This is a genomic window from Enterococcus sp. PLH-Efm8, from assembly GCF_053011625.1.
Map to the genome: position 1 here is coordinate 1,388,181 of NZ_CP172568.1, position 22,578 is coordinate 1,410,758.

General features: G+C 37.3%; 22 protein-coding genes. 6 read left to right on the forward strand and 16 right to left on the reverse strand.

The window, feature by feature from the left end; translation table 11 throughout:
• Positions 1 to 39: 39 nt before the first annotated feature.
• Complete coding sequence (locus ACIFUW_RS06870; RefSeq protein ID WP_002295907.1) at positions 40 to 231, reverse strand: hypothetical protein; 192 nt, start codon at positions 229 to 231, stop codon at positions 40 to 42.
• Positions 232 to 389: 158 nt separating this feature from the next.
• Between ACIFUW_RS06870 and ACIFUW_RS06875 the strand changes: the two genes are divergently transcribed.
• From ACIFUW_RS06875 to ACIFUW_RS06885, 3 genes are all read left to right on the forward strand, one after another.
• Complete coding sequence (locus tag ACIFUW_RS06875; protein ID WP_002295908.1) at positions 390 to 1,898, forward strand: DUF1846 domain-containing protein; 1,509 nt, start codon at positions 390 to 392, stop codon at positions 1,896 to 1,898.
• A gap of 235 nt (positions 1,899 to 2,133) precedes the next feature.
• Positions 2,134 to 3,315 (forward strand): NupC/NupG family nucleoside CNT transporter, encoded by a 1,182-nt coding sequence (locus ACIFUW_RS06880; RefSeq protein WP_002295909.1) that lies wholly within the window; start codon positions 2,134 to 2,136, stop codon positions 3,313 to 3,315.
• A gap of 88 nt (positions 3,316 to 3,403) precedes the next feature.
• Positions 3,404 to 3,952 carry a guanylate kinase gene (locus ACIFUW_RS06885; protein ID WP_002295911.1) on the forward strand — a complete coding sequence of 183 codons (549 nt, stop codon included), beginning with the start codon at positions 3,404 to 3,406 and terminating at the stop codon, positions 3,950 to 3,952.
• A 255-nt stretch (positions 3,953 to 4,207) separates the two neighbouring features.
• On the opposite strand, the gene ACIFUW_RS06890 is transcribed toward ACIFUW_RS06885, so the two are convergent.
• The 14 genes from ACIFUW_RS06890 to ACIFUW_RS06955 form a co-directional block, all read right to left on the reverse strand.
• Positions 4,208 to 4,720 carry a GNAT family N-acetyltransferase gene (locus ACIFUW_RS06890; RefSeq protein WP_002295912.1) on the reverse strand — a complete coding sequence of 171 codons (513 nt, stop codon included), beginning with the start codon at positions 4,718 to 4,720 and terminating at the stop codon, positions 4,208 to 4,210.
• Positions 4,721 to 4,763: 43 nt separating this feature from the next.
• Complete coding sequence (locus tag ACIFUW_RS06895; RefSeq protein ID WP_002295913.1) at positions 4,764 to 5,720, reverse strand: sce7725 family protein; 957 nt, start codon at positions 5,718 to 5,720, stop codon at positions 4,764 to 4,766.
• Between the two features lie 5 nt (positions 5,721 to 5,725).
• Positions 5,726 to 6,415 (reverse strand): hypothetical protein, encoded by a 690-nt coding sequence (locus ACIFUW_RS06900; protein WP_002303824.1) that lies wholly within the window; start codon positions 6,413 to 6,415, stop codon positions 5,726 to 5,728.
• 125 nt (positions 6,416 to 6,540) lie between these two features.
• On the reverse strand, positions 6,541 to 7,200 hold the full coding sequence (locus ACIFUW_RS06905) for an amino acid ABC transporter permease (protein WP_002321153.1): 660 nt from the start codon (positions 7,198 to 7,200) through the stop codon (positions 6,541 to 6,543).
• On the reverse strand, positions 7,200 to 8,036 hold the full coding sequence (locus tag ACIFUW_RS06910) for a transporter substrate-binding domain-containing protein (protein ID WP_002295916.1): 837 nt from the start codon (positions 8,034 to 8,036) through the stop codon (positions 7,200 to 7,202). The genes ACIFUW_RS06905 and ACIFUW_RS06910 overlap by 1 nt, the downstream gene beginning before the upstream one ends.
• A gap of 20 nt (positions 8,037 to 8,056) precedes the next feature.
• On the reverse strand, positions 8,057 to 9,508 hold the full coding sequence (locus ACIFUW_RS06915) for an amidase (RefSeq protein WP_169040301.1): 1,452 nt from the start codon (positions 9,506 to 9,508) through the stop codon (positions 8,057 to 8,059).
• A 134-nt stretch (positions 9,509 to 9,642) separates the two neighbouring features.
• Positions 9,643 to 10,587 (reverse strand): dihydroorotate oxidase, encoded by a 945-nt coding sequence (locus ACIFUW_RS06920; protein WP_002295918.1) that lies wholly within the window; start codon positions 10,585 to 10,587, stop codon positions 9,643 to 9,645.
• An 83-nt stretch (positions 10,588 to 10,670) separates the two neighbouring features.
• Complete coding sequence (locus ACIFUW_RS06925; RefSeq protein ID WP_002295919.1) at positions 10,671 to 11,318, reverse strand: PepSY domain-containing protein; 648 nt, start codon at positions 11,316 to 11,318, stop codon at positions 10,671 to 10,673.
• 229 nt (positions 11,319 to 11,547) lie between these two features.
• Positions 11,548 to 12,714, reverse strand: coding sequence for an SAM-dependent methyltransferase (locus ACIFUW_RS06930; protein WP_002295921.1), 1,167 nt, complete (start codon positions 12,712 to 12,714; stop codon positions 11,548 to 11,550).
• Between the two features lie 150 nt (positions 12,715 to 12,864).
• Positions 12,865 to 13,680, reverse strand: a complete 816-nt coding sequence (locus tag ACIFUW_RS06935) for a maltodextrose utilization protein MalA (protein WP_002295923.1) — start codon at positions 13,678 to 13,680, stop codon at positions 12,865 to 12,867.
• Positions 13,681 to 13,692: 12 nt separating this feature from the next.
• On the reverse strand, positions 13,693 to 14,544 hold the full coding sequence (locus ACIFUW_RS06940; protein WP_002288156.1) for a sugar ABC transporter permease: 852 nt from the start codon (positions 14,542 to 14,544) through the stop codon (positions 13,693 to 13,695).
• Between the two features lie 2 nt (positions 14,545 to 14,546).
• Entirely contained in the window at positions 14,547 to 15,848 is a 1,302-nt protein-coding gene (locus ACIFUW_RS06945) for a carbohydrate ABC transporter permease (RefSeq protein WP_002288157.1), read from the reverse strand.
• 146 nt (positions 15,849 to 15,994) lie between these two features.
• Entirely contained in the window at positions 15,995 to 17,254 is a 1,260-nt protein-coding gene (locus tag ACIFUW_RS06950; RefSeq protein WP_002288159.1) for an extracellular solute-binding protein, read from the reverse strand.
• 101 nt (positions 17,255 to 17,355) lie between these two features.
• A complete protein-coding gene (locus ACIFUW_RS06955; protein ID WP_002288160.1) occupies positions 17,356 to 19,122 on the reverse strand; it encodes a glycoside hydrolase family 13 protein in 1,767 nt (588 codons plus the stop codon).
• A gap of 388 nt (positions 19,123 to 19,510) precedes the next feature.
• Here ACIFUW_RS06955 and ACIFUW_RS06960 point away from each other — a divergent pair, with 388 nt between their 5' ends.
• The 3 genes from ACIFUW_RS06960 to ACIFUW_RS06970 all read left to right on the forward strand — a co-directional run bounded on the left by ACIFUW_RS06960 (position 19,511) and on the right by ACIFUW_RS06970 (position 21,484).
• Entirely contained in the window at positions 19,511 to 20,359 is an 849-nt protein-coding gene (locus tag ACIFUW_RS06960) for a YitT family protein (RefSeq protein ID WP_002296272.1), read from the forward strand.
• Positions 20,360 to 20,458: 99 nt separating this feature from the next.
• Positions 20,459 to 20,893: a VOC family protein gene (locus ACIFUW_RS06965; protein ID WP_169040300.1), complete on the forward strand. Its 435-nt coding sequence runs from the start codon at positions 20,459 to 20,461 to the stop codon at positions 20,891 to 20,893.
• Between the two features lie 180 nt (positions 20,894 to 21,073).
• Positions 21,074 to 21,484, forward strand: a complete 411-nt coding sequence (locus tag ACIFUW_RS06970) for an organic hydroperoxide resistance protein (protein ID WP_002288163.1) — start codon at positions 21,074 to 21,076, stop codon at positions 21,482 to 21,484.
• Between the two features lie 107 nt (positions 21,485 to 21,591).
• On the opposite strand, the gene ACIFUW_RS06975 is transcribed toward ACIFUW_RS06970, so the two are convergent.
• Positions 21,592 to 22,500, reverse strand: a complete 909-nt coding sequence (locus ACIFUW_RS06975; protein ID WP_010726792.1) for an IS982-like element ISEfm1 family transposase — start codon at positions 22,498 to 22,500, stop codon at positions 21,592 to 21,594.
• Positions 22,501 to 22,578 lie beyond the last annotated feature (78 nt).

The window sequence follows — 22,578 nt, forward strand, 5'->3', positions numbered from 1 at the left end:
ATAGGACAGAATCGAATCCGATGACCTTTATCTTATTTTTTATTTACTAGGCAGATCTCTTGTTGTGAAATGAATGCGCTGATGCTCATCACGAGTTAGCTGCGTTTCTTCGTTTAGATAAGTAAACGTCAATTGTTCCAATTCGGGATCTTCAAGCATTCTTTCATAACCGGTAAAAATCGAACGGATATAGTGTTTATATGCGTTTTTCTTTTTCTGTCTTTTTTTCATGTAGCACCTTCCTTATCAAAAACTATCATACCAATGAATAACTATCTAGACAAGTTGGTTTAAACCATTTTCTTTGTTTTTTTGAGGAATTTCGCTCTTCCAGTTGACGAATCCTCAAAAAAATGAAAAAATGCTTTAGTACTTAAGGAGGGAACCTAGTGAAAAAAATTGGTTTTGATTCAGAAAAATATATTGAAGAGCAGTCAGCGTATATTTTGGAACGAGTGAACCACTATGACAAATTATATTTAGAATTTGGTGGGAAGTTAGTTGACGACAAGCATGCGAAACGTGTACTTCCAGGATTTGAAGAAGATGCGAAAATCAAATTGCTGCAAAAATTGAAAGATCAAGCTGAAATACTGATTTGCGTCTATGCTGGAGATATTGAACGTAATAAGATCCGTGGTGATTATGGGATTACTTATGATATGGATATCTTGCGGTTAATCGATGAATTACGTGGTTATGGCTTATTAATCAACAGTGTCGTTATCACTCGCTATAGTGGACAGCCTGCCACGAAAGTCTTTATCAATAAACTAGAAAGACGAAACATCAAGGTCTATAAACACTCAGAAATCGAAGACTATCCAGTCAACGTAGAAAAAATCGTCTCAGAAGATGGTTTTGGAAAAAATGAGTATATTGAAACAACTAAACCAATCGTTGTAGTGACAGCTCCTGGCCCAGGAAGTGGAAAGCTCGCTACTTGCTTGAACCAACTGTATCATGAAAGCCAAAAAGGACATGCAGCTGGTTACTCCAAGTTCGAAACTTTCCCAGTATGGAATGTTCCGTTGAAACATCCGCTGAACATTGCTTATGAAGCAGCCACAGTCGATCTAAAAGATGTCAATATGATCGATTCCTTCCACTTTGATGCCTACAATAAAGTAGCTGTGAACTATAATCGGGATGTTGAGACATTTCCTGTAATCAAACGTATTATTGAAAAAATTACTGGTAAAGAATCTGTTTATCAATCTCCTACTGACATGGGTGTGAATCGTGTAGGATTTGGGATCGTGGATGATACCGTTGTCCAAGAAGCCTCTAAACAAGAAATCATCCGTCGTTATTTCCAAACAGAATGCGACTTCAAAAAAGGATTGATCGACGAAGAAGCAGTTAATCGAATCAAACTGATTATGGAAGAAGTCGGTTTACGTCCTGAAGACCGAAACGTGGTAGTCCCTGCCCATGACTATGCAGATAAGATTCAAGCGCAAAGTCCTACAAAAGATCCTTCTGCTGTGATTGCAATCGAATTACCAGATGAAGTCATCATTACCGGGCGTACAAGTTCATTGATGGATGCGTCAGCGGCAGTTATCTTAAATGCAGTAAAACATTTAGCCCATATCGCAGATGACATTCCTTTATTGTCACCATTAGTTCTTGAAACAATACAAGGATTGAAATCAAAGACACTTCATTCCTCTTTGGATGCACTAAGCATCAATGAAGTCTTGATCGCTTTATCAATCAGTGCAGTAACGAATCCAATCGCTCAAGTTGCTTATGATAAACTAGCTGAACTTGAGGGAGCACAAGCCCACTCTACTGTGATGGTCAATAAAAATGATGAACAAACATTGAAAAAACTAGGAATCGATATTACCTGCGCACCTGTCTACCCTTCCGAAAATCTATATTACCAATAGAAAAAGTTTACTTATAAATGTTGAAAACGAAACTATTAGCTTAATCGATAGTTTCGTTTTTTTATAGACTTTACTAAGACGTTACACTTTTTAAACCTTTTATTTTGTTCGCTTTATTTTCTAATGGAAAATGAATGCGTTTCACTCTAAAAAAGTAATGAAAATTTCACTAAAGATTAGTATTTTATTTGCAAAACAGGTAAAATAAAACGGAATTTGGAATAGGAGTGATTATTTGAGTTATTTATTAGGTATTATTGGTTTATTTGTCACATTAGGGCTTGCTTTTTTGATCAGCAGTAACAAAAAAGCAATCAAATTGAAACCACTAATTGTGATGTTCGTTTTACAGCTTGTTCTTGGTTTCGTATTATTACGTACAACTTTTGGTACAGCGGTTGTTTCTGTATTGGCAAAAATGTTTGATCATCTTCTTGCTTTTGCTGGGCAAGGTGTTGACTTTGTTTTTGCCGGTGTAGCAAATAAAGGAAGTGCACCTTTCTTTCTTTCCGTATTGATGCCAATTGTATTTATTTCTGCTATTATCGGTATTCTACGCTATATCAAGATTCTTCCATTATTTATGAAAGCTGTTGGTCTAGGATTAAGTAAAATCAACGGGATGGGCAAATTGGAATCTTATAATGGAGTAGCTTCTGCTATTTTAGGACAATCGGAAGTTTTTATTTCCATAAAAAAGGAATTACCCTTCCTATCTGAGAAACGTTTGTTCACCATGAGTGTATCGGCTATGTCTACAGTTTCTATGTCGATCGTCGGATCTTATATGGCACTGATCGATTCTAAATATGTGATCACTGCCCTTGTTTTGAACTTATTTGGCGGTTATATTCTGGCTTCAATTGTAAATCCCTATGTATTAGAAGAAAAAGAAGATGAGCTGATCATTGAAGAAAACAAAGAACAGACATTTTTCCAAATGTTGGGAGAATACATTCTTGATGGTTTCCATGTGGCGATCACGGTTGCTGCTATGCTTATCGGTTTTGTTGCTTTGATTGCCATGATCAATGCTATCTTCCACGGGATATTCGGCATCACTTTCCAAGAGATCCTAGGTTACATCTTTGCCCCTCTTGCCTTCATCAGCGGAATCCCATGGAAAGAAGCAGTGGATGCCGGTAGTATCATGGCGACTAAACTGGTTACAAATGAATTTGTTGCTATGACAGAATTAGCAAATGGTAATTTCCATTTTACTGAGCGTACAACAGCAATTATATCTGTCTTCCTCGTTTCATTTGCCAACTTCTCTTCTATCGGGATCATTTCTGGTGCGATGAAGGGATTAAATGAAGAAAAAGGAAATCTTGTCGCAAAACACGGATTGAAAATTTTGCTAACAGCGACTTTAGTCAGCTTTTTAAGTGCTATTGTGACTGGCTTGCTGGTATAAAATACAAAAAAGCAAAGTTACTTTTAAAAGCTTTGGAAATATTTTCCAAAGCTTTTTCACTTGTTCAATCATCAAAGGAGAAATGACAATGAATTATTGCTATGTATTTATCGGTCCTTCTGGTTCTGGAAAAACTTCACTCGCAGAAGCTATTTTTCAGCCGGAACAAAAGATCATTACTTACACGAATCGATCACCAAGACCTGGGGAAAAAGATCAAGAGGATTATTATTTTGTTTCTGACAATACATTCAATCAGATGATCAAGGGAAATGAGTTTGCAGAGTGGGACCAATATGCTCAACATAAATATGGTTCCAGTAAAGCAGAAATTAAAAAGAAACTGACAGTAGGAAATTGTTACGCCGTTTTGACAGCAAATGGTTTTTGGCATTTATATGAGTATTTCGGGACGGTAGTCCGTCCTATCTTTATTACGATCTCTAAAGAAACATTGCAATCGCGCCTGAAAAAACGTGGAGATTCATCTGAACAGATTTCAGCCAGACTGGCGGTTTATGTAGAAGATTTAGCACAGTTGAAACGTTTGAAAGCTATCCCCTCACTTTTAGTCGTGTCAAACGATGGAGCGTTCCAAGAAGCTGCAGATAAAATAAAAAAAGGATTATTGATATAAATGTATCGAATAATACTCGTAGGATAAGCCGAGAGATCGTGACAAAAGCTATGTCACGACCTCTCGATGAAGGGAGTTTCAGAAAGCAGCTATTTCGTAAAATACGCTAAAATTCCACAAAAATTTGAGAAGCATTTTCGGAAATTCTTTCTTGTTTTTTGAAGCTGGCCACTTCTGTTACAACCTCTTGGCTATCATATGATTGTTTTTTTCAGTAGTGTTAATGTCTTTATCTTTGCTCAGATGATTTTATAGTCAATTGATGATTATTTGATATGCTTTTCTTTCGCCGTGTTCAAAAGGAAATTCAATCATCCCTTGATAAGTGAATCCAGCAGAATAGATGGTCTTTTCCATCGGTTCATTAGCTGGATAAGTATCGATACGGATATCTTGGATATTTTTGCTGGCTGCAATCGTCAACAAATGTTCTAAGAACGGTTTTGCTAGTTTTTTTCCTCGAGTACTTTCTGCTAAAGCGACACGATGAATCGATAAATAAGGACCAGTTGATTCTTTCCAACTACCATCTATTTTTGTGTAAACGGGATCCACGCCTGAGACTAATGCAGCTGTTCCAGCAATTTGATCTTCCACTATTAATACATAGCTTTCTTTTCTTTCAATATCGTTCAAAATCGTTTCTTTTGTTGGTTTCTGCCCGTTTTGCCATTGAGGAGAGCCTTGCGAAGCAATGAAATCCGCTGCGGCATTAATGATTTCTACCACTTCTTCTACTTCTTCTTTCCTTGTTTGCCGAATATACATCCAGTTTCCTCTTTTCTATTCCTTTTTCATTTACATTATCTAATCATTGGATCACTTCATATAGTTCCTGAACTTTTGAATAATATTTAAGCCAATCTTTTGGATGATCTAGCAGGTGACTAATAAGTTCCAAATGATGCATAAGTGACCACTTTTTCAACACTCCCAGTCCAGGGAATTTTTGTTGCTGGTAAAGAGCCAATAATTCAATCATTCCTGAAGTAATCAAGAGTTGATGATGGTGACGCATGATCCATTTTTTCATTTTATCTCCTGCTTCAAGAAACTTCAATGCTTGGTCTTTAGCAGAGTCGTTACTGTCAGAGACAAAATGTTTCACGCGTATATTGCCGTAAGCATCAATATACGTTAGATGGATAGCAAGCGCTCGGCTAGGGAACCCTTTATCGAAATAACGGCTACCTTCGATCGTGAAATCAGAAAATCCAATATATCCGTCTGCGTGGAAAAAAAGATAGTCATCACTAAAAAAGTCATCTGTTTTATCTGCATAACTTTCAACATGCTTTCTCGTTTGAAAAGAGTCACGGATCACAATTTTGTTTTCGGGCAGCCAGATGCGAAAGCGACTAGTATCTGGTATCAAAAATTTCGAATCAACTCCTGCCAACTGTTTCCACACCTCTGTATCTTTTGGGTAGTGCTGTCCATCGAAAACAAGAAACGCTGGAGGTGAATCCAGTACTTCACTGAGATTTTCTGGCGTTAAGATCTGTGCAGGGACGACAGAGCTATTTTCTTTGACTGTCCAACTGTGCACATGCTGATCGAATAATTTGAATTGTCCTACTTGGGGATTTTGGATCACAGCGATTGGATGGTGCTTTTTTTGAAATAATTCGATCACATTTTTAAGCGTAGCGGAATCACGTACTGGTTCGATCACTGGTTGGATTTTATTGGAGAGCAATCCTCGCGACAGTGCTTCTTTTAATGCTAATAGGTCAAATTGTTTTCCTCTTAAATAAGGATAGTACATATTTTTCACTCCAATGGCTCTGTAGGCAACCGACGGATCTGCTGTTGTTGCCTCAAATATTCATAATCATGCTGAAGCGCGATAACTTCTTCTTGCAACTCATTGATTGCCTGACTAGCTATTTCCTCTAAAAACCGTTCATAATATCGTTCGTTAGAAAATGGATCTTGATTTTCTGAACGTCTTTTCAATTCTTTGTACAATTGATCTTTTGGAAAATATTTTACGCCTCGCTCCATTTGCTTTGCTTTTCTTACTTCCCTGAATAAAGAAGCCATGAAGCGGTTTGTCAAAGCTTCTTCCGGTACAGCAAGCTCTTTCTTTGCTGCTTTTTTCGCAATCAGAAATGTACCAGAGGCAGGCATCTCCTCTTCAACCGTGTACGGACGATACACTAAAACACCTATTCCTGTAGGGATTTCAGTTTTTACTTCTTCATATAGTTTACTTGGTAAAACAAAATAATTATAATGTCCAACAAATGACAGTTTGGCTGTAGAGCGAAAATCTGCTTTTGTCACTTTCAGCTCATAGCATCGCCATTCTCGGCTTCCATCAAATTTTGTCAAGCAGCTAAGCGTATCTACAATTCCTTGGTCATCAGGCATCGTGACTTCTTCTACAACCAAGCCGCCTTGCTCGATGCAATATTGGTATAACGAGGATTCTATTTCGATGGTTAGCGGGGTCTTCATGTTTTCTACCTCCGAACATATTTTCGATTTACATTTTACATGAAATGGTTTTAAAATACTAGGCAGAATATACAAGAAACAAAAAATAGAAATGGTGCCAGCCACGCTAGCACCATTTCTATTTTTCAGATTGACTGATGGATAGAACGTTTTTCTAAATACTGTTGCACTTTTTCGATCCCGATACAAATGACCCAATAAATCAGTGCAACTAAAATATAGAGAGAAAAATAATCGAATGTCCGACCGCCTATGATCTTTGCTTTTTGAAATATTTCTGGCACTGTGATTGTTGCTGCTAACGAAGTACCTTTCACTAGATCCATAGCTACGTTACTGAGTGCCGGTACTGAGATTCGAAAAGCTTGCGGCAAAACGATATATTTCAATACCCCAAAGAAAGAAAAACCAGAAGCTAAACCAGCGTCCCACTGACCTGAAGAAACGCCTGCTAGTGATCCTCGATAGATTTCACCAATAAATGCACTGCTGGTAATCGTAAAGCAGATGACTGAAGCCGTTAAGGCACTTAATTGATAAGGTAACCCGAAATATAACAGAAACAGCAGGACTAGTGCGGGAATGCCTCTAAAGAACGATAAATAAAAACGAATAAATACATTCAGAGGCAGCCAATCCAAAAGACCTAAAACTGTCAAAAGCAACCCTACCAAATTTCCTAAAAGAAACGACACGAAGCCAATCCCTAATGTGTATACCAAGCCTTGCAGTACGAAAGGAAGTGAAGTCCACATGAGGGAAAAATCAATTAGAGGAAAGTACATCACTCACTCACCGACTCAGCCATCGTTTCTTTCGGTTTGACTGAAACATCAGTTTGAAAATATTTTTCAGATATTTTCTTTGTCGTCCCATCTTCTTTCATCTCTTTTAATACGCCATCGATTTTCTTTTTCAGAGCATCATTTCCTTCTTTCAATAAAAAACCACTTTCGTTTTCATTGAAATAAACGTTCTCCAGTATTTTTACAGGGATATCTGGTAAAGCAGATACGGCCATTTTCTGCAGATAATAATCATTTAGAATAACATCTGTTCGACCATTTGCTACATCGCTTAAATACTGATCATTCGTGGCATTGTCATATGTGACTAATTTAGCTCCGTGTTTTTCCGCTAAACGCATATAGCTAGTATTGGGTTCGCCAGCTGCTTTTTTCCCTTTAAGATCTTCAAGTGAGTGGATTCCTGAATCATCTTTTTTTCGTACGATCATACTGTCAAATGAATATTTGAAAGTCTCTGAAAGGGAGAATTTTTTTTCTCTTTCTTTTGTGATACCAAAATCGTTCGCAGCAAAATCTGATTCTCTTTTTGAAACAGAAGTGATTTGTCCATCCACGTTGTATTCTTTAAAGGAGATTTTGACATTTAACCGTTTAGCCACCTCTTTTGCCAAATCTACATCATAACCAACTAATTCATTTTGATCATTATAATAAGATGCGGGAAACAGTGTGCCAGAAGTCGCTACTACTAATTCTTTCTTTTTTTCTACATTACTCCAGCTGTTATCTTCCTGATTAGCGGCAGCTGTACCGCAAGCGCTTAAAATAAAAAAGGCACTAGTTATTAGAGCAAACAATCTTTTTTTCTTCATTCTTCTTCTCCTTGTTTCTGCTATTTCCATGGATTTGGTAAATGGAACTGATGATTTGCTTCAAATAGATAGCCGATTTGAAATAGCAAATCTTCTCTTCCTCTGGCAGCCATAAATTGGATTCCTAGAGGCATGTTTTCTTTTGTCAAATGAGTAGGCAAGCTGATTGCTGGTTGTCCAGTCAGATTAGCCAACTGTGTATAAGGTGTGATCTTCAAGCTCTCCTCAAACATGGAAGAAACAACGTCTAAACCTTCTACTTCAGAACAATCACTGATGTGTTCCATCTGTGCTCTTATCGCATCACTTTGCAAATCTTCGCTGATTTTAGGGGCGGTAAATGCAGTCGTTGGTGAAAGGAATAGATCGTATTCTTGATGTAGGTTTTCCATGACAATTGCTGCTTCATCCCATACATGCAGAGAATCGATGTAAGTAGCGGCAGAGAGCTTCTGACCATATTGGAACAAAGTCCAAGAAATGGGTTCAAGTTCTTCTTTTCTGACAGCTCGCTGGATGCCTGTTTCAATCGAGCGGATCATTGCTGCTGTTTCTGCGCCATTCATCTGATAATAAGACCTGATCAGTTTACGACCATCTAGTGGGTAAGGAATCTCTGTCAAATCATGCCCTTCTTTTCCAAGGAAATCTACAGCTTTTTTTACAGCAAGTACTGCCTCTTCACTAATCTGTGAGTGGATCGGTGAATCAACACAAAAAGCTATCTTCAACCGTTTTTTTCTTGGATGTGTTTGCCACTCAACTGGCGATACTTGATATGGCGCACCGGAATGGATACTTCTCATCCCATAAAATAAAGCCTCCGTGTCTCTCATAGAAACTGTCAAGCCGAAATCAATAGCAGCTCCTTGCCATCCTCTCCAAGCATATGGACCAACTGGCATCGTCCCTCGCGAAGGTTTCAGCCCAATCAATCCGCAAAACGAAGCGGGTATTCTAATAGAACCACCGCCATCACTAGCACCAGCTAAAGGAACGATTCCTGATGAAACTGCAGCAGCAGCTCCTCCACTTGATCCGCCCGGTGTACATTCAAGGTTCCAAGGGTTTCTTGCTGGGCCATAGATGACTGGGTCTGTAATATTTTTGAAACCAAACTCTGGCGCATTGGTTTGTCCAAAAGGAACTAGACCTATCGCTTCTGCTTGCCGCACATAATTAGATGTATGAGAAGCTCGGTGTGTTTCAAATAAACGAGATCCTGAAGTAGCTAGCCATCCCTTTTTTTCTTGACCGAGCATTTTTAAAGGAAATGGGATACCAGCCAATGGCCCTTTTTCTGACTGGGGAATCAATAGCTCGTGGGAATTACTCTCGAATGGTTCAAGCGCGACAAACGCATTCAATTCATGATTTTGCTTCTTTATTTTTTTCTGTATATCCGTAACTAGTTCTTGAAAACTAAATTCTTTTTCTTTAAGCTCTTTTGCTAATTCTGTTGCATCATTCATATTATCCTCCTTTTTGCCTCTGTTATTTTCCCACAAGTTCGTCTAACATACAATGAGTACGCTTGCACAGGAATGAACAGACGAGTGTTTTTTATAAAAAAAGACGAAGATCAATCATGACCTTCGTCTCTTTGCTATGAAATGGTGCGTAATTTGCCTTTAAATTCGTCAATTGACGTATATCCTTTTTCTGACATAATCTGCGTTAATTCTTTTATGATTCTAGAAAAAATTTCCGGCCCTTCTTTATGAAGCTCTGTACCAATCTGTAACATGCTTGCGCCACATAGCAGATGTTCAAATGCATCTTGTCCTGTCCGAATCCCACCTGTACCAATGATTTGGATTTCTGGTTTCAAACGTGTATAAAAAGCGCGAACATTCGCCAAAGCAGTCGGCTTGATATACTCTCCGCCAATGCCGCCGAACCCTTCTTTTGGTTTGATGACTACTGCTTCTTGTTCTGTATCGATATACAAACCATTGCCCACACTGTTGATAGCATTGACATAGGTCAATGGAAACTGATTCAAGATATCAGCCATCTGATCAAAATGAGCAAAATCAAAATAAGGAGGCAATTTGATTCCTAGCGGCTTAGAAAAGATGCTGAATACTTCTTTCAGTGTTTCATAAGTGGCCTCAAAATCGTAAGCTAGTTGTGGTTTTCCAGGCACATTGGGACAAGATAAATTTAATTCAGTGATCCCATTAAACCCACTTTTTTCTATTTTCTCAAGCATTTCCAAGTTTTCCTGGACACTCATCCCGGCAATGGAAAAAAATAACGGTTGATTTTGGTTTTCCTGCACTTTTTCATACGCAAGAGCATACTCTAGATAATAAGAAAAACCTAAGTTTGGAAGTCCCATAGAATTGATACTCCCTAAAGGAACATCAAAATAGCGTGGTTCGGGATTTCCTTTTCGTTCATTGATCGTACAGCTCTTAGTGATAAATGCTCCTGCTTCTGAATGAGCCAGTTCATCTAATTCCTGGGTAGTCATGCAGTGGACACCAGATGCATTCATCAAAGGATTGGCAAAGATATGATTGGCAAAGGTCGTTTCTAAACTCAAGTAAATCGCTCCTTCAAACAAGTTATTTTGTCTAGTGTATCATGACTAAAAGAAAAATCAACTCTTGTTTTCCGAAGAAATTCTTAATCATCTTGTTCAGTTGACAGTACTTCGCCTGTTTGGCTATTGATCTTGACTGATGTACTTTGATTGCCGTCTTTTACTTTGACTTCCCAATAAGTAGTACCTAAATCTTTATCCAAATCCCAATCTGTTGCCGTACCGCTTCCTACTTTGTCGACGGCGATTTTTGCTGCTTCCTCAATCGTGATCAATTTATCAACATCCAGACCATCTTCTTTTTTCTTTTGACCATTTTGTTCATCTCGATCTAGAGTTTCTGGATTCTCTGTCTCCATTTTTTCATTTTGAGCATCAATTCTTGCTTCGTATTCTTTTTGATCATCGACACCTTCTATCTTGTAGAAGTAAGATCCCCAATCACTATCTAATTCCAAACTAGTAATTGCAGTATCTGGGTATTTATCTTGGAACAATTCGATCGCACGAGCTGCAGACACTTTGATATCTGACTGAGTACTTGCTTCACTAGAACTTTTTGTCTGGCTAGACGAAGATGTGCTTGCTTTTGTTGAGGAGTCCGATACCTGTGAAGAGCGCTGTTCGCTACTGGAAGACGTATTCCCAGATGTGCCTTGATTGGTATTTGATTGACAAGCAGCTAAAAACAAAGCTGCAAATAAACTAGTATAAATAACAGTTTTTTTCATTGATTCGATCCCCTTTGTTATAAAATAGTATTCTATTACAAGTATAACGAAGAAAAAATTTTCTGTCATGTTTAAAAATTAAAGAACCAAACTTTTATTATGAAAATATAAAGAAAAAGAAACTAAGCTTTAGAGACAATCCTAGAAGTTAGACAAAAAAGTTCACTTCTGGAGCATCATAAAACTTAGCTTCTTTTTAAATAGTCTTTAAACAGTACTTTTGCCTCAATTATGCACGATGCATTGGGATGTCATTGTTTCCAGGTTGAACAAGCAAATATTGAATCACATCGATATTACTTGATTCAAATGAAGCTGCACAAGCTTGTAAATATAGATCCCACATTCGATAGAAGGAATCACCCATTTCTTTCGTGACTTGATCTTGGACTTGATGAAAATTCTTTGTCCAATGTTCTAATGTCAATTGGTAGTCACGACGTAAGCTTTCCAAATCAATCAGTTGCAAATCGTTTTTTGTAATATTATCAACTAATTCAGTAACACCAGGGACATAACCGCCAGGGAAAATATATTTATTGATCCAAGCATTTGTCGCACCGCCTTGTTGTCGGCTGATTCCATGGATCAAAGCTGTTCCTTTTGGTTTCAATAAATCTTTTACCACTTTGAAATAACCTTCAAGATTTTCAGAACCTACATGTTCGAACATACCTACACTTGTGATATGATCAAACGTTTCGCCTTTTAGTTCGCGGTAATCCATTAATAATACACGGCATTTATCTTCTAAATGTTCTTCTTTTATTCTTTTGGTAATCAAATCGTATTGTTCTTCACTTAGTGTGATCCCAGTTGCCTTGACATTATACTCTTTGGTAGCAGTGAACATCAATGTTCCCCAGCCACAACCGATATCAAGCAACGTTTCGCCTTCTTTGATAAAGAGTTTGTCTAAGATATGATGGACTTTATTGATTTGTGCTTGTTCCAACGTATCTTCAGGTGTATTGAAATAAGCACAAGAATAAGTCAAAGTTGGATCTAGCCAAAGTTTATAAAAGTCGTTACCTAAGTCATAATGCGCATGGATATCTTCTTTGTTTTTTTGTTTCGTATGTTTTTCTTTCTTTGGCAGCCATTTTAGATAATCTTTTCCTCGTAAAAAGCTGTTTGCTTGCTGATAAGCATCGTTGATCAATGCTTGGATACTTCCCTCGATCTCGATTCGATGATCCATATAGGCTTCTCCTAGTGCCAAAGAAGCGTTACTTGTAATCTCTTTCATTGGGATTTCTTCATGGATATTGATTTTGATTTGGGGAGGAGTGTCCGTATCTCCGTATTGTTTCGTTGTACCGTCCCAATAATTTACTTCGACAGGGAGCGAGAAAGAACGTGAAAATAATTGATTGTATAAAGTTTTCTCTAACATGATTTTCCTCCTTAAAAAAACTACCCTATTACGTTAATACTAAAAAAGAAAAGAATCAACTAAGAAGTTTAATTTTTTCAGAAATTTTTCAAAAACTACTTTATTTTTCATTTTTTTCACATTCATTGTCGCATAAATCGCTTAAACTTGTCATTCGACACGCTTATCTTTGAATCTTGTTTTGACAAAAACCCATAAAAGCAGCAAGACAGTTATCGTTGTTTGGACACTTAGCATCAAGATAAAGTCAAAGTGGATAAACCCTACAACTGCTGCTGCCATGGAACCTATTCCCATAACATTCAGCATCAAATTTGCACTCTCTTTGAATGTATGAATGGATGAAAGTTGGCTTTTTCTTGTCATCCACAAGAAAAAGGAAGCCCCGAATAAAATGAGACTCGTCATGACAAATAGGACAAGACCAAGACTTAAACTATAAGATAAAATGATTGTTGGACGATTACTGGCATAAAATTCTCTTTCTAAAAATCGTTGGAAATCTTCGGGCGTACGTACAGAATCTGGTTGGAAAGATGGGCTATAATTCATCGTATAGCGGCGTATACCAGATTTATCCTTTTGTTGGATCACCCATTGTTCCTTCTCAAAATCAATAAAAGTTCCATGATCGGATTGTTGTTTCTCAGATAAAGACACACCTACCAAAATTTCAGGGGTCACAGCTATCGTTTGTTGCGATGCTTGTAACCCAGTTTCAGATAATTCAAGTTCAGAAAATTTTTGGGTTCCTTGTTCATCGATCAGCGAATGAACGGATAGAAATTGTTCTAATGGAATCGCTTGGATCTGATTGGCATAAAAAAGAGTCACAGGCATGACCATCAAGGAAACTAAAAATACAAATATCAAGAAAAATTTAGGCCATGATAATAGTTTGCGTCCCGCAAACACTTGAGTTGGCGTACGTAATGCGGAAAAATAGTTTAACGGAAATGTTTGCATGATACTCTGCTCCTATCCTTTTGTTCCGCCAGATGTCAGGCCGGTAACAAAGTTCTTTTGTAAAAAGAAGAATAATAGACAAATCGGTAGTGCAATCAAAATTGCCCCAGCAGCAAAAAGAGAGACTCTTTGGTTTGTCACATCAGAAATAAATGTTTGTAAGCCGACAGCAACAGTCTGATTTTCAGGTGTTCGAAGCAGGAACTTAGCTAACATGAAATCCCCAAAAGGTCCCATAAAAGCCCATAATGCTTGAACGGCGAGCATCGGTTTGACAAGCGGTAATACAATCTGGAAAAAAATCCTGAAATGCCCTGCCCCATCAAGTTTAGCAGATTCATCTAAATCTATTGGTACAGTGTCAAAGTATCCTTTCATCAGCCAAGTATTCATTGGAATTCCACCGCCTATATAGATCATTGTCAAGAACCAGTACTTATCGAGCGCTTCTAATAAGAAAGCCATGACATAAAAGGCAGTCAATGCTGCCATAGTCGGTACCATCTGAATCACTAAAAAGAACATCAAACTTGATTTGCGGCCGATAAAACGATAGCGACTATAAGTATAGCCCGCCAAAGTTACTACAGTCACTTGTACGATCATTGTTAGGACAGAAATGATCAATGTATTTTTATACCAAGTCCCGTAAAGTGTTTCACTGAATAGCCGAGTAAAGTTTCCTAAAGTCCAGTCACTTGAAAGATCTAAACTAAAAGCTGCAATATTTCCTGACTTGAAGGCAGTACTTGCTGTGATCAAAAGCGGATAGATGATAATGACTGACAGTATTAAAAGAAAAAAGTAAGTAAAAAAGTGAGAAAGTCGTTTTTGGAATCGAGCACTCGAATGAAATTTTTTCATTGTTAATCCCCCATATTGAACGCATTTGTCTTTTTAAATACCAGCAATGACACACAGATAACGATGACGGAGATAATCAACGTGATTGCTGAAGCCATAGAATACTGCGGAGAAGTTCCAGTCGTAAGTTTATAGATCCAGGAAATAAGAATATCAGTAGAACCAGCTCCTCCGCCTACGCTTCCGGGACCACCATTGTTAAACAGATAGATCATGGAGAAATTATTGAAATTCCCCGTATACTGTGTAATAAATGTTGGCGCTGCCACTAGGAAGACAGCAGGAAGCGTGATGTTTGAAAAGCGCTGCCATGCATTTGCTCCGTCGATTTTTGCTGCTTCATATAAGTCTTCTGAAATCGATTGTAAGATTCCTGTAACCATCACATAGATATAGGGAAATCCTAACCAGCCCTGCACTAAGATAATTGCTACTTTCGTCCAGTTCGGGTCCGTTTTCCAAGAGATTGCACTGATATCTACAAAAGGAAGCTGGTTTATGAAAGGAATCACTTGAGTATTGATGGCACCTACGCTATCGTTGAATATATTCGAAAAACTCATGATAGTAATAAAAGCTGGGACCGCCCATGGTAATAAGAAAATGATACCGAAAATACGTTTGAATTTAATAAATTTCTGGTGAGCAACAACCGCTGTGAGAATACCAAGGGTGATTTGCAAAGTTGTTGCACATAAAGTCCAAATCACGGTCCACGAAAAGACTGCAAAAAAAGTATTACGATATGAGCTTAAAAAGAAGATACTAAAAAAGTTTTTAGCCCCTACCCAATCAATTAAACTGGCTGGTGGAATATGATTGAAGTCATAATTAGTAAATGCAGTGAACAATGTAACTAGGACTGGGAAAATGATCGTAAAAATCATGAGAAGATAAGCGGGAAGTGTCAATAGATAAGGAAAACCTTCATCACCTATATTATGTATGACTTCCTTCATCGTCCGATTGATTTTTTTGCCCTCTTGACGCATCTTCGCTACTCGATAAGCGTCTAAAAGATTCAAACCGTAAAAAATCAAGAAAATGATTGTAATGATGAATTGCAAAGTGCCTTCAATCAAAATAAATAATGAATGATCTTCCATTGGTATACTTCCCAAAGTAACCAATCCTACCAATGCATGAAATCCGCCCAGAAGCATCTGACCAATGAATAGGACGAATATGGCGAAAAAAACGATACCTTTAAAAGCTTGGCCATTTACAAACTGCCCCATCCCTGGAATAAGTGAACAAAGCGTGATTTTTTTTTCGTTGATATTGCTTGTTTTATCTTGCTGCATCTGAATGCCCCCTCTAAACTTGCTAAACCGCAAACTGCTTTTAAGATAATGGCAACAAGAGCAAGATAATTTTCCATCTCGCTCTTGCCACTTTTATCTGAAGCACCTGTTCCATTTTTTATAAAAATGGACGGTTATCATTTTAATCAGTATTTTTGTTCTATGGCTTCACTGATTGTTTTTACTGCTTCATCTGCGGATTCTTTTGGTGTTTTTGAACCTGATGCTGCATCGAACATCAAGTTTTCTGCACCTGTCCAAACTTCGCCCATTTCTGGGATGTTTGGCATCGCTTGAGCTGTTTCATATTGTTCAATCACAGCTGTTGTTAATTCATCGTTTTTAGCCTTTGCTGTTTCCCTAGCTTGTTGGTTTGCAGGGATTTCATTTACCATTTCAAAGAATTTTTCTTGATTTTCCTGATTCGTTACATAATCAAGCCATTTTTGAGAGAGGTCTTTGTTTTTAGCATAATTGCTGACTACCCATCCTTTTCCTCCGCCAAACGGTTGATAAGGCTGTCCATTATTTAGAGTAGGAATTTTGGCTACACCATAATTGATATTGTTTTCTTTGTATGTTTGCGCTTGCCATGGACCGTCAATGATTGCTGCAGTTTTATTGGACATGAATTGCTGGCTGGCGAAGTCTCCTGCACTTTTTATGTCTTGCATTCCCTTTGGCCAAACATTTTTGAACCAATCTGTTGCATAAGAGATTCCTTCTACAGCACCTGCATTATTCAAACCGATATCTGAAGGATTTGTGCCATCATCACCAAATACATAGCCACCGTAACCTGCAATTAAACCATAGGAATAATAAAAGTCAGTCCATTTAGCTAAAAATCCTGTATTTTTTCCTGCTTCTGACTCAAAAGCAAAACGACTGTCTTTGGATAGATTCTCCAAATCTTTAAACGTTGATGGTGCTGTATCGACTAAATCTTTGTTATAGTACAAAACAAGGGTCTCGATTACTGCAGGTTCTCCGTAGATTTTTCCATCATAAGTCACTTGGGCTTTGTCTGTTTCATCGTAAGCTGCTTCATTTCCCAGTTTTACTTCCGCCAGATGTCCTTGCTGTCCTAACGCACCGATCCGGTCATATGCTGCCATCATAACGTCAGGTCCCTTTCCAGCAGGCCCATCTAACGCTAATGATTCCAACTGATCGAACATGTCCTTTTCTACTAGCTTGATTTTCACATCGTTTTCTTTTTCGAAAGTGTTTTTTATTTCGTTTATATAATCTTTATATCCAGAATCAACGGAAACTGTTAACGTTTTTCCTTCATCGGCTTCCCCTTCTGCTGAAGAGTTACCATTGCCACAAGCCGCTAATCCGCCTAAGATTCCTAAAGAGATTAACCCTAAACCCAACTGTTTCACACTTCTTTTTTTCATCTTCATTTCCTCCTGTGTATTCAACGTGCTGTTACACCCTTATTATAATGGGCACAAATCTTCATTTGCAAACGCTTTCTTGTTGTTACCGGTAACAGTTTTCAACACATGATCAAAAATCCGTATTGTCGTATCTCTGCTTTCCCGTCTTCTAACAACTGACAATTTTGACTAAGAATCACCTCATTTTCCTGTTCTACTACCCAAGGTTCTTTTGACTGATTAAAGTAAACATAGATGATCTGTCCCTCTAGTTCCCGTGTGAAATAGAGCTTATCTTCACGATCATATACTATTAGCCACTGAGTAGAACCTTCAGAAATAATCTTAGACAACTGTTTCCTTAGAGAAACAAGTTCTTTTATAAAACCGAATAGCTCTAGATCTTGTTCCTCCTTCTCCCATATCATACATTTGCGGCAATCCGGGTCATCTTCACCAGTCATCCCTATTTCTGTCCCGTAATAGATACAAGGAGACCCTTTTTGAAGAAACATAAAGGCCATCACAGACTTCATCAATTCTTTGTTACCTTGGCAAAGGGTCAAGATCCTGGCAGTATCATGAGAATCTAATAAGTTGAATGTTCCTTCGTTCACCTGATCTCTGTAAAGCATTTGCTGATGATTCATTCCACTGACCATTTGTGAAGCTGTGATTTTCTTTTTTGCAAAATAATCTTTAATCGAATCTGTGAATGCATAATTCATCACTGCATGGAATTCATCCCCTTGCAGCCAAGCTTGAGAGGAATGCCAAATCTCTCCAAGGATATAGATGTCTGGTTTGATTTCTGTAACTGCTTCTCTGAATTTTTTCCAAAAATGATGATCGACTTCATTAGCAACATCAAGACGCCATCCATCAATATCGAATTCTTTTATCCAATAAGTTGCGATATCCAGCAAATATTTTTGCACTTCTGGATTTGCTGTATTTAGTTTCGGCATGAATGGAGTAAAAGCAAAAGTATCATATGGGATATTTTCAGCAGTTTCTGGTAAGTCAGTCATCTGATAAGAATCTACTGGGAAAAAACGGATGTGGAACCAGTCTTTATAGATCGATTTTTCTCCGTTTTTGAGAACGTCTTGCCACTGTGGTGAATGGACACCCATATGATTGAATACAGCATCGAACATGATACGTATCCCTCTTTTATGTGCTTCATCAATCAAGTTTTTTAAAAGTTTTTTATCGCCAAAAGCGGGATCCACCTCATAATAATCAATCGTATCGTATTTATGATTGGATGTGGCTTTAAATATGGGACAAAAATAGATGCCATTGACGCCAAGGTCCGTCAAGTAATCCAAATGATCCCTCACACCTTGCAAATCTCCCCCGAAGAAGTCTTCTCGGTCTGGATCTTTACTTCCCCAAGGTAAAGTGTGTTCGGGGTCATTTGCTTTGTCCCCGTTTGCAAATCTTTCGGGAAAAATTTGATACCATACTGTTTCTTTTACCCATTCTGGAATAGTGAATCGATCGATTTGATGAAAATAAGGTATTCGAAAATAAAAATTTGGTTCAGTAATCACATTTTCTCGATAAGGAAAAATTCCTTGATCACCGTAAAAACAGTCCGTGTTATCTTCCCCAACAACATGGAACGCATACTGTAAGCGCCTTGTTTCGCTCGTCACTTCAATTTCCCAATAATCATGAACATTGGTACTTAGACATTTTTTCATTGGTCGTTGTTTTTGATACCATTTTTCAGTTGTTATGGTATATGGATCTCCACAAAGCACATATACTTTTTTGATATCATTTTTCCTAGTACGAAGCCGAATACGAAATCTTGTATTCGTATATAGAAATGCATATTCACTTTCCGGTCGATGATAAATTGCAGCTGTATCCATTGATTTCCTCCTTGTGTTTTAATATGACGTCATCACTATAAGTGATAGAGAAACAAAAGACAACGCTTTCAAAAATGTTATCGGTAACAGTTTTTTGATACCGAATTTTTATTTTTTAAACTTGCCAAATAGATAGACTTAAAACTTTTAAAAGTTTTAATCTACTTCCTGTACTATTTAGTGTCCTGAATTTATCTTAAGCGATCAATTTCTCCAATTTTCTAAAGTAAAAGTTTTTTAACAGTTTTTAACGTAGAAGTATATTCTAGAAGAATGAAACATAATAATTTAGACTAGCCTAATTTTTTTATTAATTAAAGTTAACTTAAGGTGAAAAGTAAGTTATAATAAGATAAGAGTATTATTAATGAATTAAGGAAGTGGATAAATGAAAGAAACGAGACAATTTATATGGACATACATTAAGATTATTTTTGCCCTCTTCATATTAGGAGTCGCTATCAATATGTTTTTAGGGCCTCATCATATTGCTGCTGGAGGTGTCAGCGGTCTAGGAATATTACTGGAAGCTGTTTTAGGATTTGACCGAGCTATAGTTATTTTAGTGTTGAATATCGTTATGTTGGTACTAGCTCTTCTATTTTTAGGTAAAAAACCCTTTTTTAAAGTACTTTTCGGAAGCTTGTTTTTTCCTTTAATCATTGCAATAGTTCCAGAAACAATGATTACTTCAGATCGGTTGTTGTCTGTCATTTTTGGAAGTGCGATTTTTGCTTTAGGAGTTGCGATTTTATATAAAAACAACTCTTCTAGCGGCGGTACGACGATCCCTCCCCTCATTTTTAAAAAATATTTCCACTTGAATACTTCGATTGGCTTATTTTTTACAGACGCATTCGTTGTTTCTCTTAATCTGTTTGTTTTTGGAATAGAAGAGTTTCTTTATGCTATTTTATCTATTGCAATCACTTCAATTGTCATGACTTATATCGAAACAGGTATCAATCGAAAGAAATCTGTTATGGTCATGAGTGAACATTATTTGGAAGACATCCGCCTTCGCTTAAGTGCTGAGATTGGACGTGGCCTTACCCTGCTAGAGGCAAAAGGCGGGTATAATCGAAAGTCAAAAGAGGTTTTATTGATCGTTGTGACTGATCATGAATTTTCCCGAATGAAACCATTGATAGAAGAAATCGATCCAAGTGCCTTTGTCATTGTCAGCAGCGTAGCAGAAGTAATGGGACGCGGATTTACTTATCATCCAATCGAATGAGTTGGTAAGTAAATCCGCTATTTTTTTGAATGCGTTTTCTTTAACTGGTATAATAAAAGAATCTAGTAACTGTTCGACTGAAAAGGAGAGGAGATCTTTATGCATAAAGGAACGGAAATAGATTTTGTATTAAATGATAGTTTGAAAGCACTAGAACTGTATCAAACAATCTTTGATGAAATACAACTGATTGAGGCAACAGATTACCCTAGAGGCAATAATGAAGTCATTTTTACCTTGTATGGCACGAGATTCCATATGCTGGATGAAAACACGTCTCTTGGTTTGACTGCTCCTACTGCTGAACATCCAAATACGATCTGGTTCAATATCATCGTCTCTGATATCGAGGACACAGATAATAAAGCATTACGAAATGGCTGTGTAGAGATTCAAGAAATGACAGAAATGATGGACTTTGGTGTGACTAACTCAATGTTCAGAGATCCTTTTGGTTATTTATGGATGCTTCATCAGGTCCATCGTGAAGTAAGTTTTGAAGAAAGAAAACAACTTTTTGAGAAATATATGTAATGTTTATGATGAGATTAGTTTTTGTCTCTGATATTTTTTTGTATATGTTTGCTATTCGAGAAAGCGCGTCTGTTTCATGTGCTTTCTCTTATTTATCTTATGCCAATCCATTTCTTTGCTTTCCACAATTATATTGTGTAAAATTCAATTGTATAAAATATAATTAAAGGTGGTAATTTTATGAAAAAAATGTATTCTACGAAAATGATCAACACAGGCGGACGCTCTGGAGAAGTTCATAATCCCGATCGTACATTCGAATTGAATATTGCAGCTCCTGGTAAACGCGTCGAAAATGCAACCAACCCTGAACAATTGTTTGCAGCTGGTTTCAGTGCATGTTTTAACAGTGCATTAGAATTGATCAAACAGCAAAAAAATATCTCTGGGGCTTCTACTGTCAGTGCACAAGTTTCCCTTTATTCAGAAAGTGAAACGAGCTTTGTCTTAGGTGTAGAGATTGAAGGATCTATCGAAGGTCTTTCTCTGGAAGAAACGCAAGAATTATTAGAGGCAGCGCATAAAGTGTGTCCGTATTCAAAAGCTACAGCTGGAAATATAGAAGTTACTCTGAAAGCAGTTAGTGAATAGACTTTTTTGTGTAAATCCGCTATGATACACTATAGTAAAACAGCGGAGGTGGAAAAATGGAAGATCTATATTTAGTTAATCAAGTATACCCGTGGTGCTAGTTAATTTTAATATCCTAAAGAATATCTCAAAGTTCCTTCAAAACGTCGTTGTGCTCGACTTAATAGAACACTGTAAGCCAGTAATATGCTTTCAAATCTACTCTCTAGCCCTTTAACAGAACGTGAGTTGAAATTTTGACAACCTAATTTTTCTAAGGAAGAAAAAACAGTCTCAACTGTTTTTCTTTGTTTTCCAAGTAAGCTGTGGTCTAGTTTTTCTGATTTATCCATGTTTTTACGTGGCGGAACGGATATAGTAATGCCCTTAAGGGCAAGCTTTTCATGGATTTTATGGCTAATATATCCTTTGTCCCCTAGGATATTGGGAAGATTCGCTTCTTCCGATAAAGTCTCTAACACTTTCACGTCATGGACACCTGGATTCGTGATTGAGTAAGTAACCGGAAAGCCAGTCTTAGTAACGATCATATGAATTTTAAGACCATAAAAATAAGATTTTTTTGTTGAGTTATAGCCAACTTTGGCTATTTGATTCAATAGTTTTGCTTGTCTATTTCTAACTGGTTTACATAATGGACTAGGAAAACTATCTATAATTCCGACTAGTTCACCTTTGGTGAGCTTCTTGATAAAAAAGTATCGAATAATCTTGATAGTGTAAGCTAAGTTTGAACTTAAGCGAGTGAATCGACTCCTACTAGGAAAGTCACCATTAGGAAATAAGACGGAACAAACCGCTCTATACGTGGCTCTTTGGCTAGTATAGCCATTAATTATGCCCCATATAACACAAGCAATAATCACTGTATCGCGTTGCTTCAGTTGATCAGTATTTCTTCGATTTTTAATCTTATCTGGTACACAATTGTGGTATATGTTAGAAACAGTTCTCATAATTTCCTTGAATGTTATAAAAGTATCTGTATAATGTTCAGTATATTTTGATGAACGCATATGTAGTCCTCATTTCTTGGGAGTTTTGAGACTACTATATGCGTTTTTTTGTTGATTTACCAACATGTTTAGACATTT

Bases quoted from the DNA above. Each gene is read 5' to 3' on its own strand.
- ACIFUW_RS06870 (WP_002295907.1), bottom strand. From the start codon at position 231: ATGAAAAAAAGACAGAAAAAGAAAAACGCATATAAACACTATATCCGT.
- ACIFUW_RS06885 (WP_002295911.1), top strand. From the start codon at position 3,404: ATGAATTATTGCTATGTATTTATCGGTCCTTCTGGTTCTGGAAAAACT.
- ACIFUW_RS06890 (WP_002295912.1), bottom strand. From the start codon at position 4,720: ATGTATATTCGGCAAACAAGGAAAGAAGAAGTAGAAGAAGTGGTAGAA.
- ACIFUW_RS06895 (WP_002295913.1), bottom strand. From the start codon at position 5,720: ATGTACTATCCTTATTTAAGAGGAAAACAATTTGACCTATTAGCATTA.
- ACIFUW_RS06900 (WP_002303824.1), bottom strand. From the start codon at position 6,415: ATGAAGACCCCGCTAACCATCGAAATAGAATCCTCGTTATACCAATAT.
- ACIFUW_RS06905 (WP_002321153.1), bottom strand. From the start codon at position 7,200: ATGTACTTTCCTCTAATTGATTTTTCCCTCATGTGGACTTCACTTCCT.
- ACIFUW_RS06910 (WP_002295916.1), bottom strand. From the start codon at position 8,036: ATGAAGAAAAAAAGATTGTTTGCTCTAATAACTAGTGCCTTTTTTATT.
- ACIFUW_RS06915 (WP_169040301.1), bottom strand. From the start codon at position 9,508: ATGAATGATGCAACAGAATTAGCAAAAGAGCTTAAAGAAAAAGAATTT.
- ACIFUW_RS06925 (WP_002295919.1), bottom strand. From the start codon at position 11,318: ATGAAAAAAACTGTTATTTATACTAGTTTATTTGCAGCTTTGTTTTTA.
- ACIFUW_RS06930 (WP_002295921.1), bottom strand. From the start codon at position 12,714: ATGTTAGAGAAAACTTTATACAATCAATTATTTTCACGTTCTTTCTCG.
- ACIFUW_RS06935 (WP_002295923.1), bottom strand. From the start codon at position 13,680: ATGCAAACATTTCCGTTAAACTATTTTTCCGCATTACGTACGCCAACT.
- ACIFUW_RS06940 (WP_002288156.1), bottom strand. From the start codon at position 14,544: ATGAAAAAATTTCATTCGAGTGCTCGATTCCAAAAACGACTTTCTCAC.
- ACIFUW_RS06945 (WP_002288157.1), bottom strand. From the start codon at position 15,848: ATGCAGCAAGATAAAACAAGCAATATCAACGAAAAAAAAATCACGCTT.
- ACIFUW_RS06950 (WP_002288159.1), bottom strand. From the start codon at position 17,254: ATGAAAAAAAGAAGTGTGAAACAGTTGGGTTTAGGGTTAATCTCTTTA.
- ACIFUW_RS06955 (WP_002288160.1), bottom strand. From the start codon at position 19,122: ATGGATACAGCTGCAATTTATCATCGACCGGAAAGTGAATATGCATTT.
- ACIFUW_RS06960 (WP_002296272.1), top strand. From the start codon at position 19,511: ATGAAAGAAACGAGACAATTTATATGGACATACATTAAGATTATTTTT.
- ACIFUW_RS06965 (WP_169040300.1), top strand. From the start codon at position 20,459: ATGCATAAAGGAACGGAAATAGATTTTGTATTAAATGATAGTTTGAAA.
- ACIFUW_RS06970 (WP_002288163.1), top strand. From the start codon at position 21,074: ATGAAAAAAATGTATTCTACGAAAATGATCAACACAGGCGGACGCTCT.
- ACIFUW_RS06975 (WP_010726792.1), bottom strand. From the start codon at position 22,500: ATGCGTTCATCAAAATATACTGAACATTATACAGATACTTTTATAACA.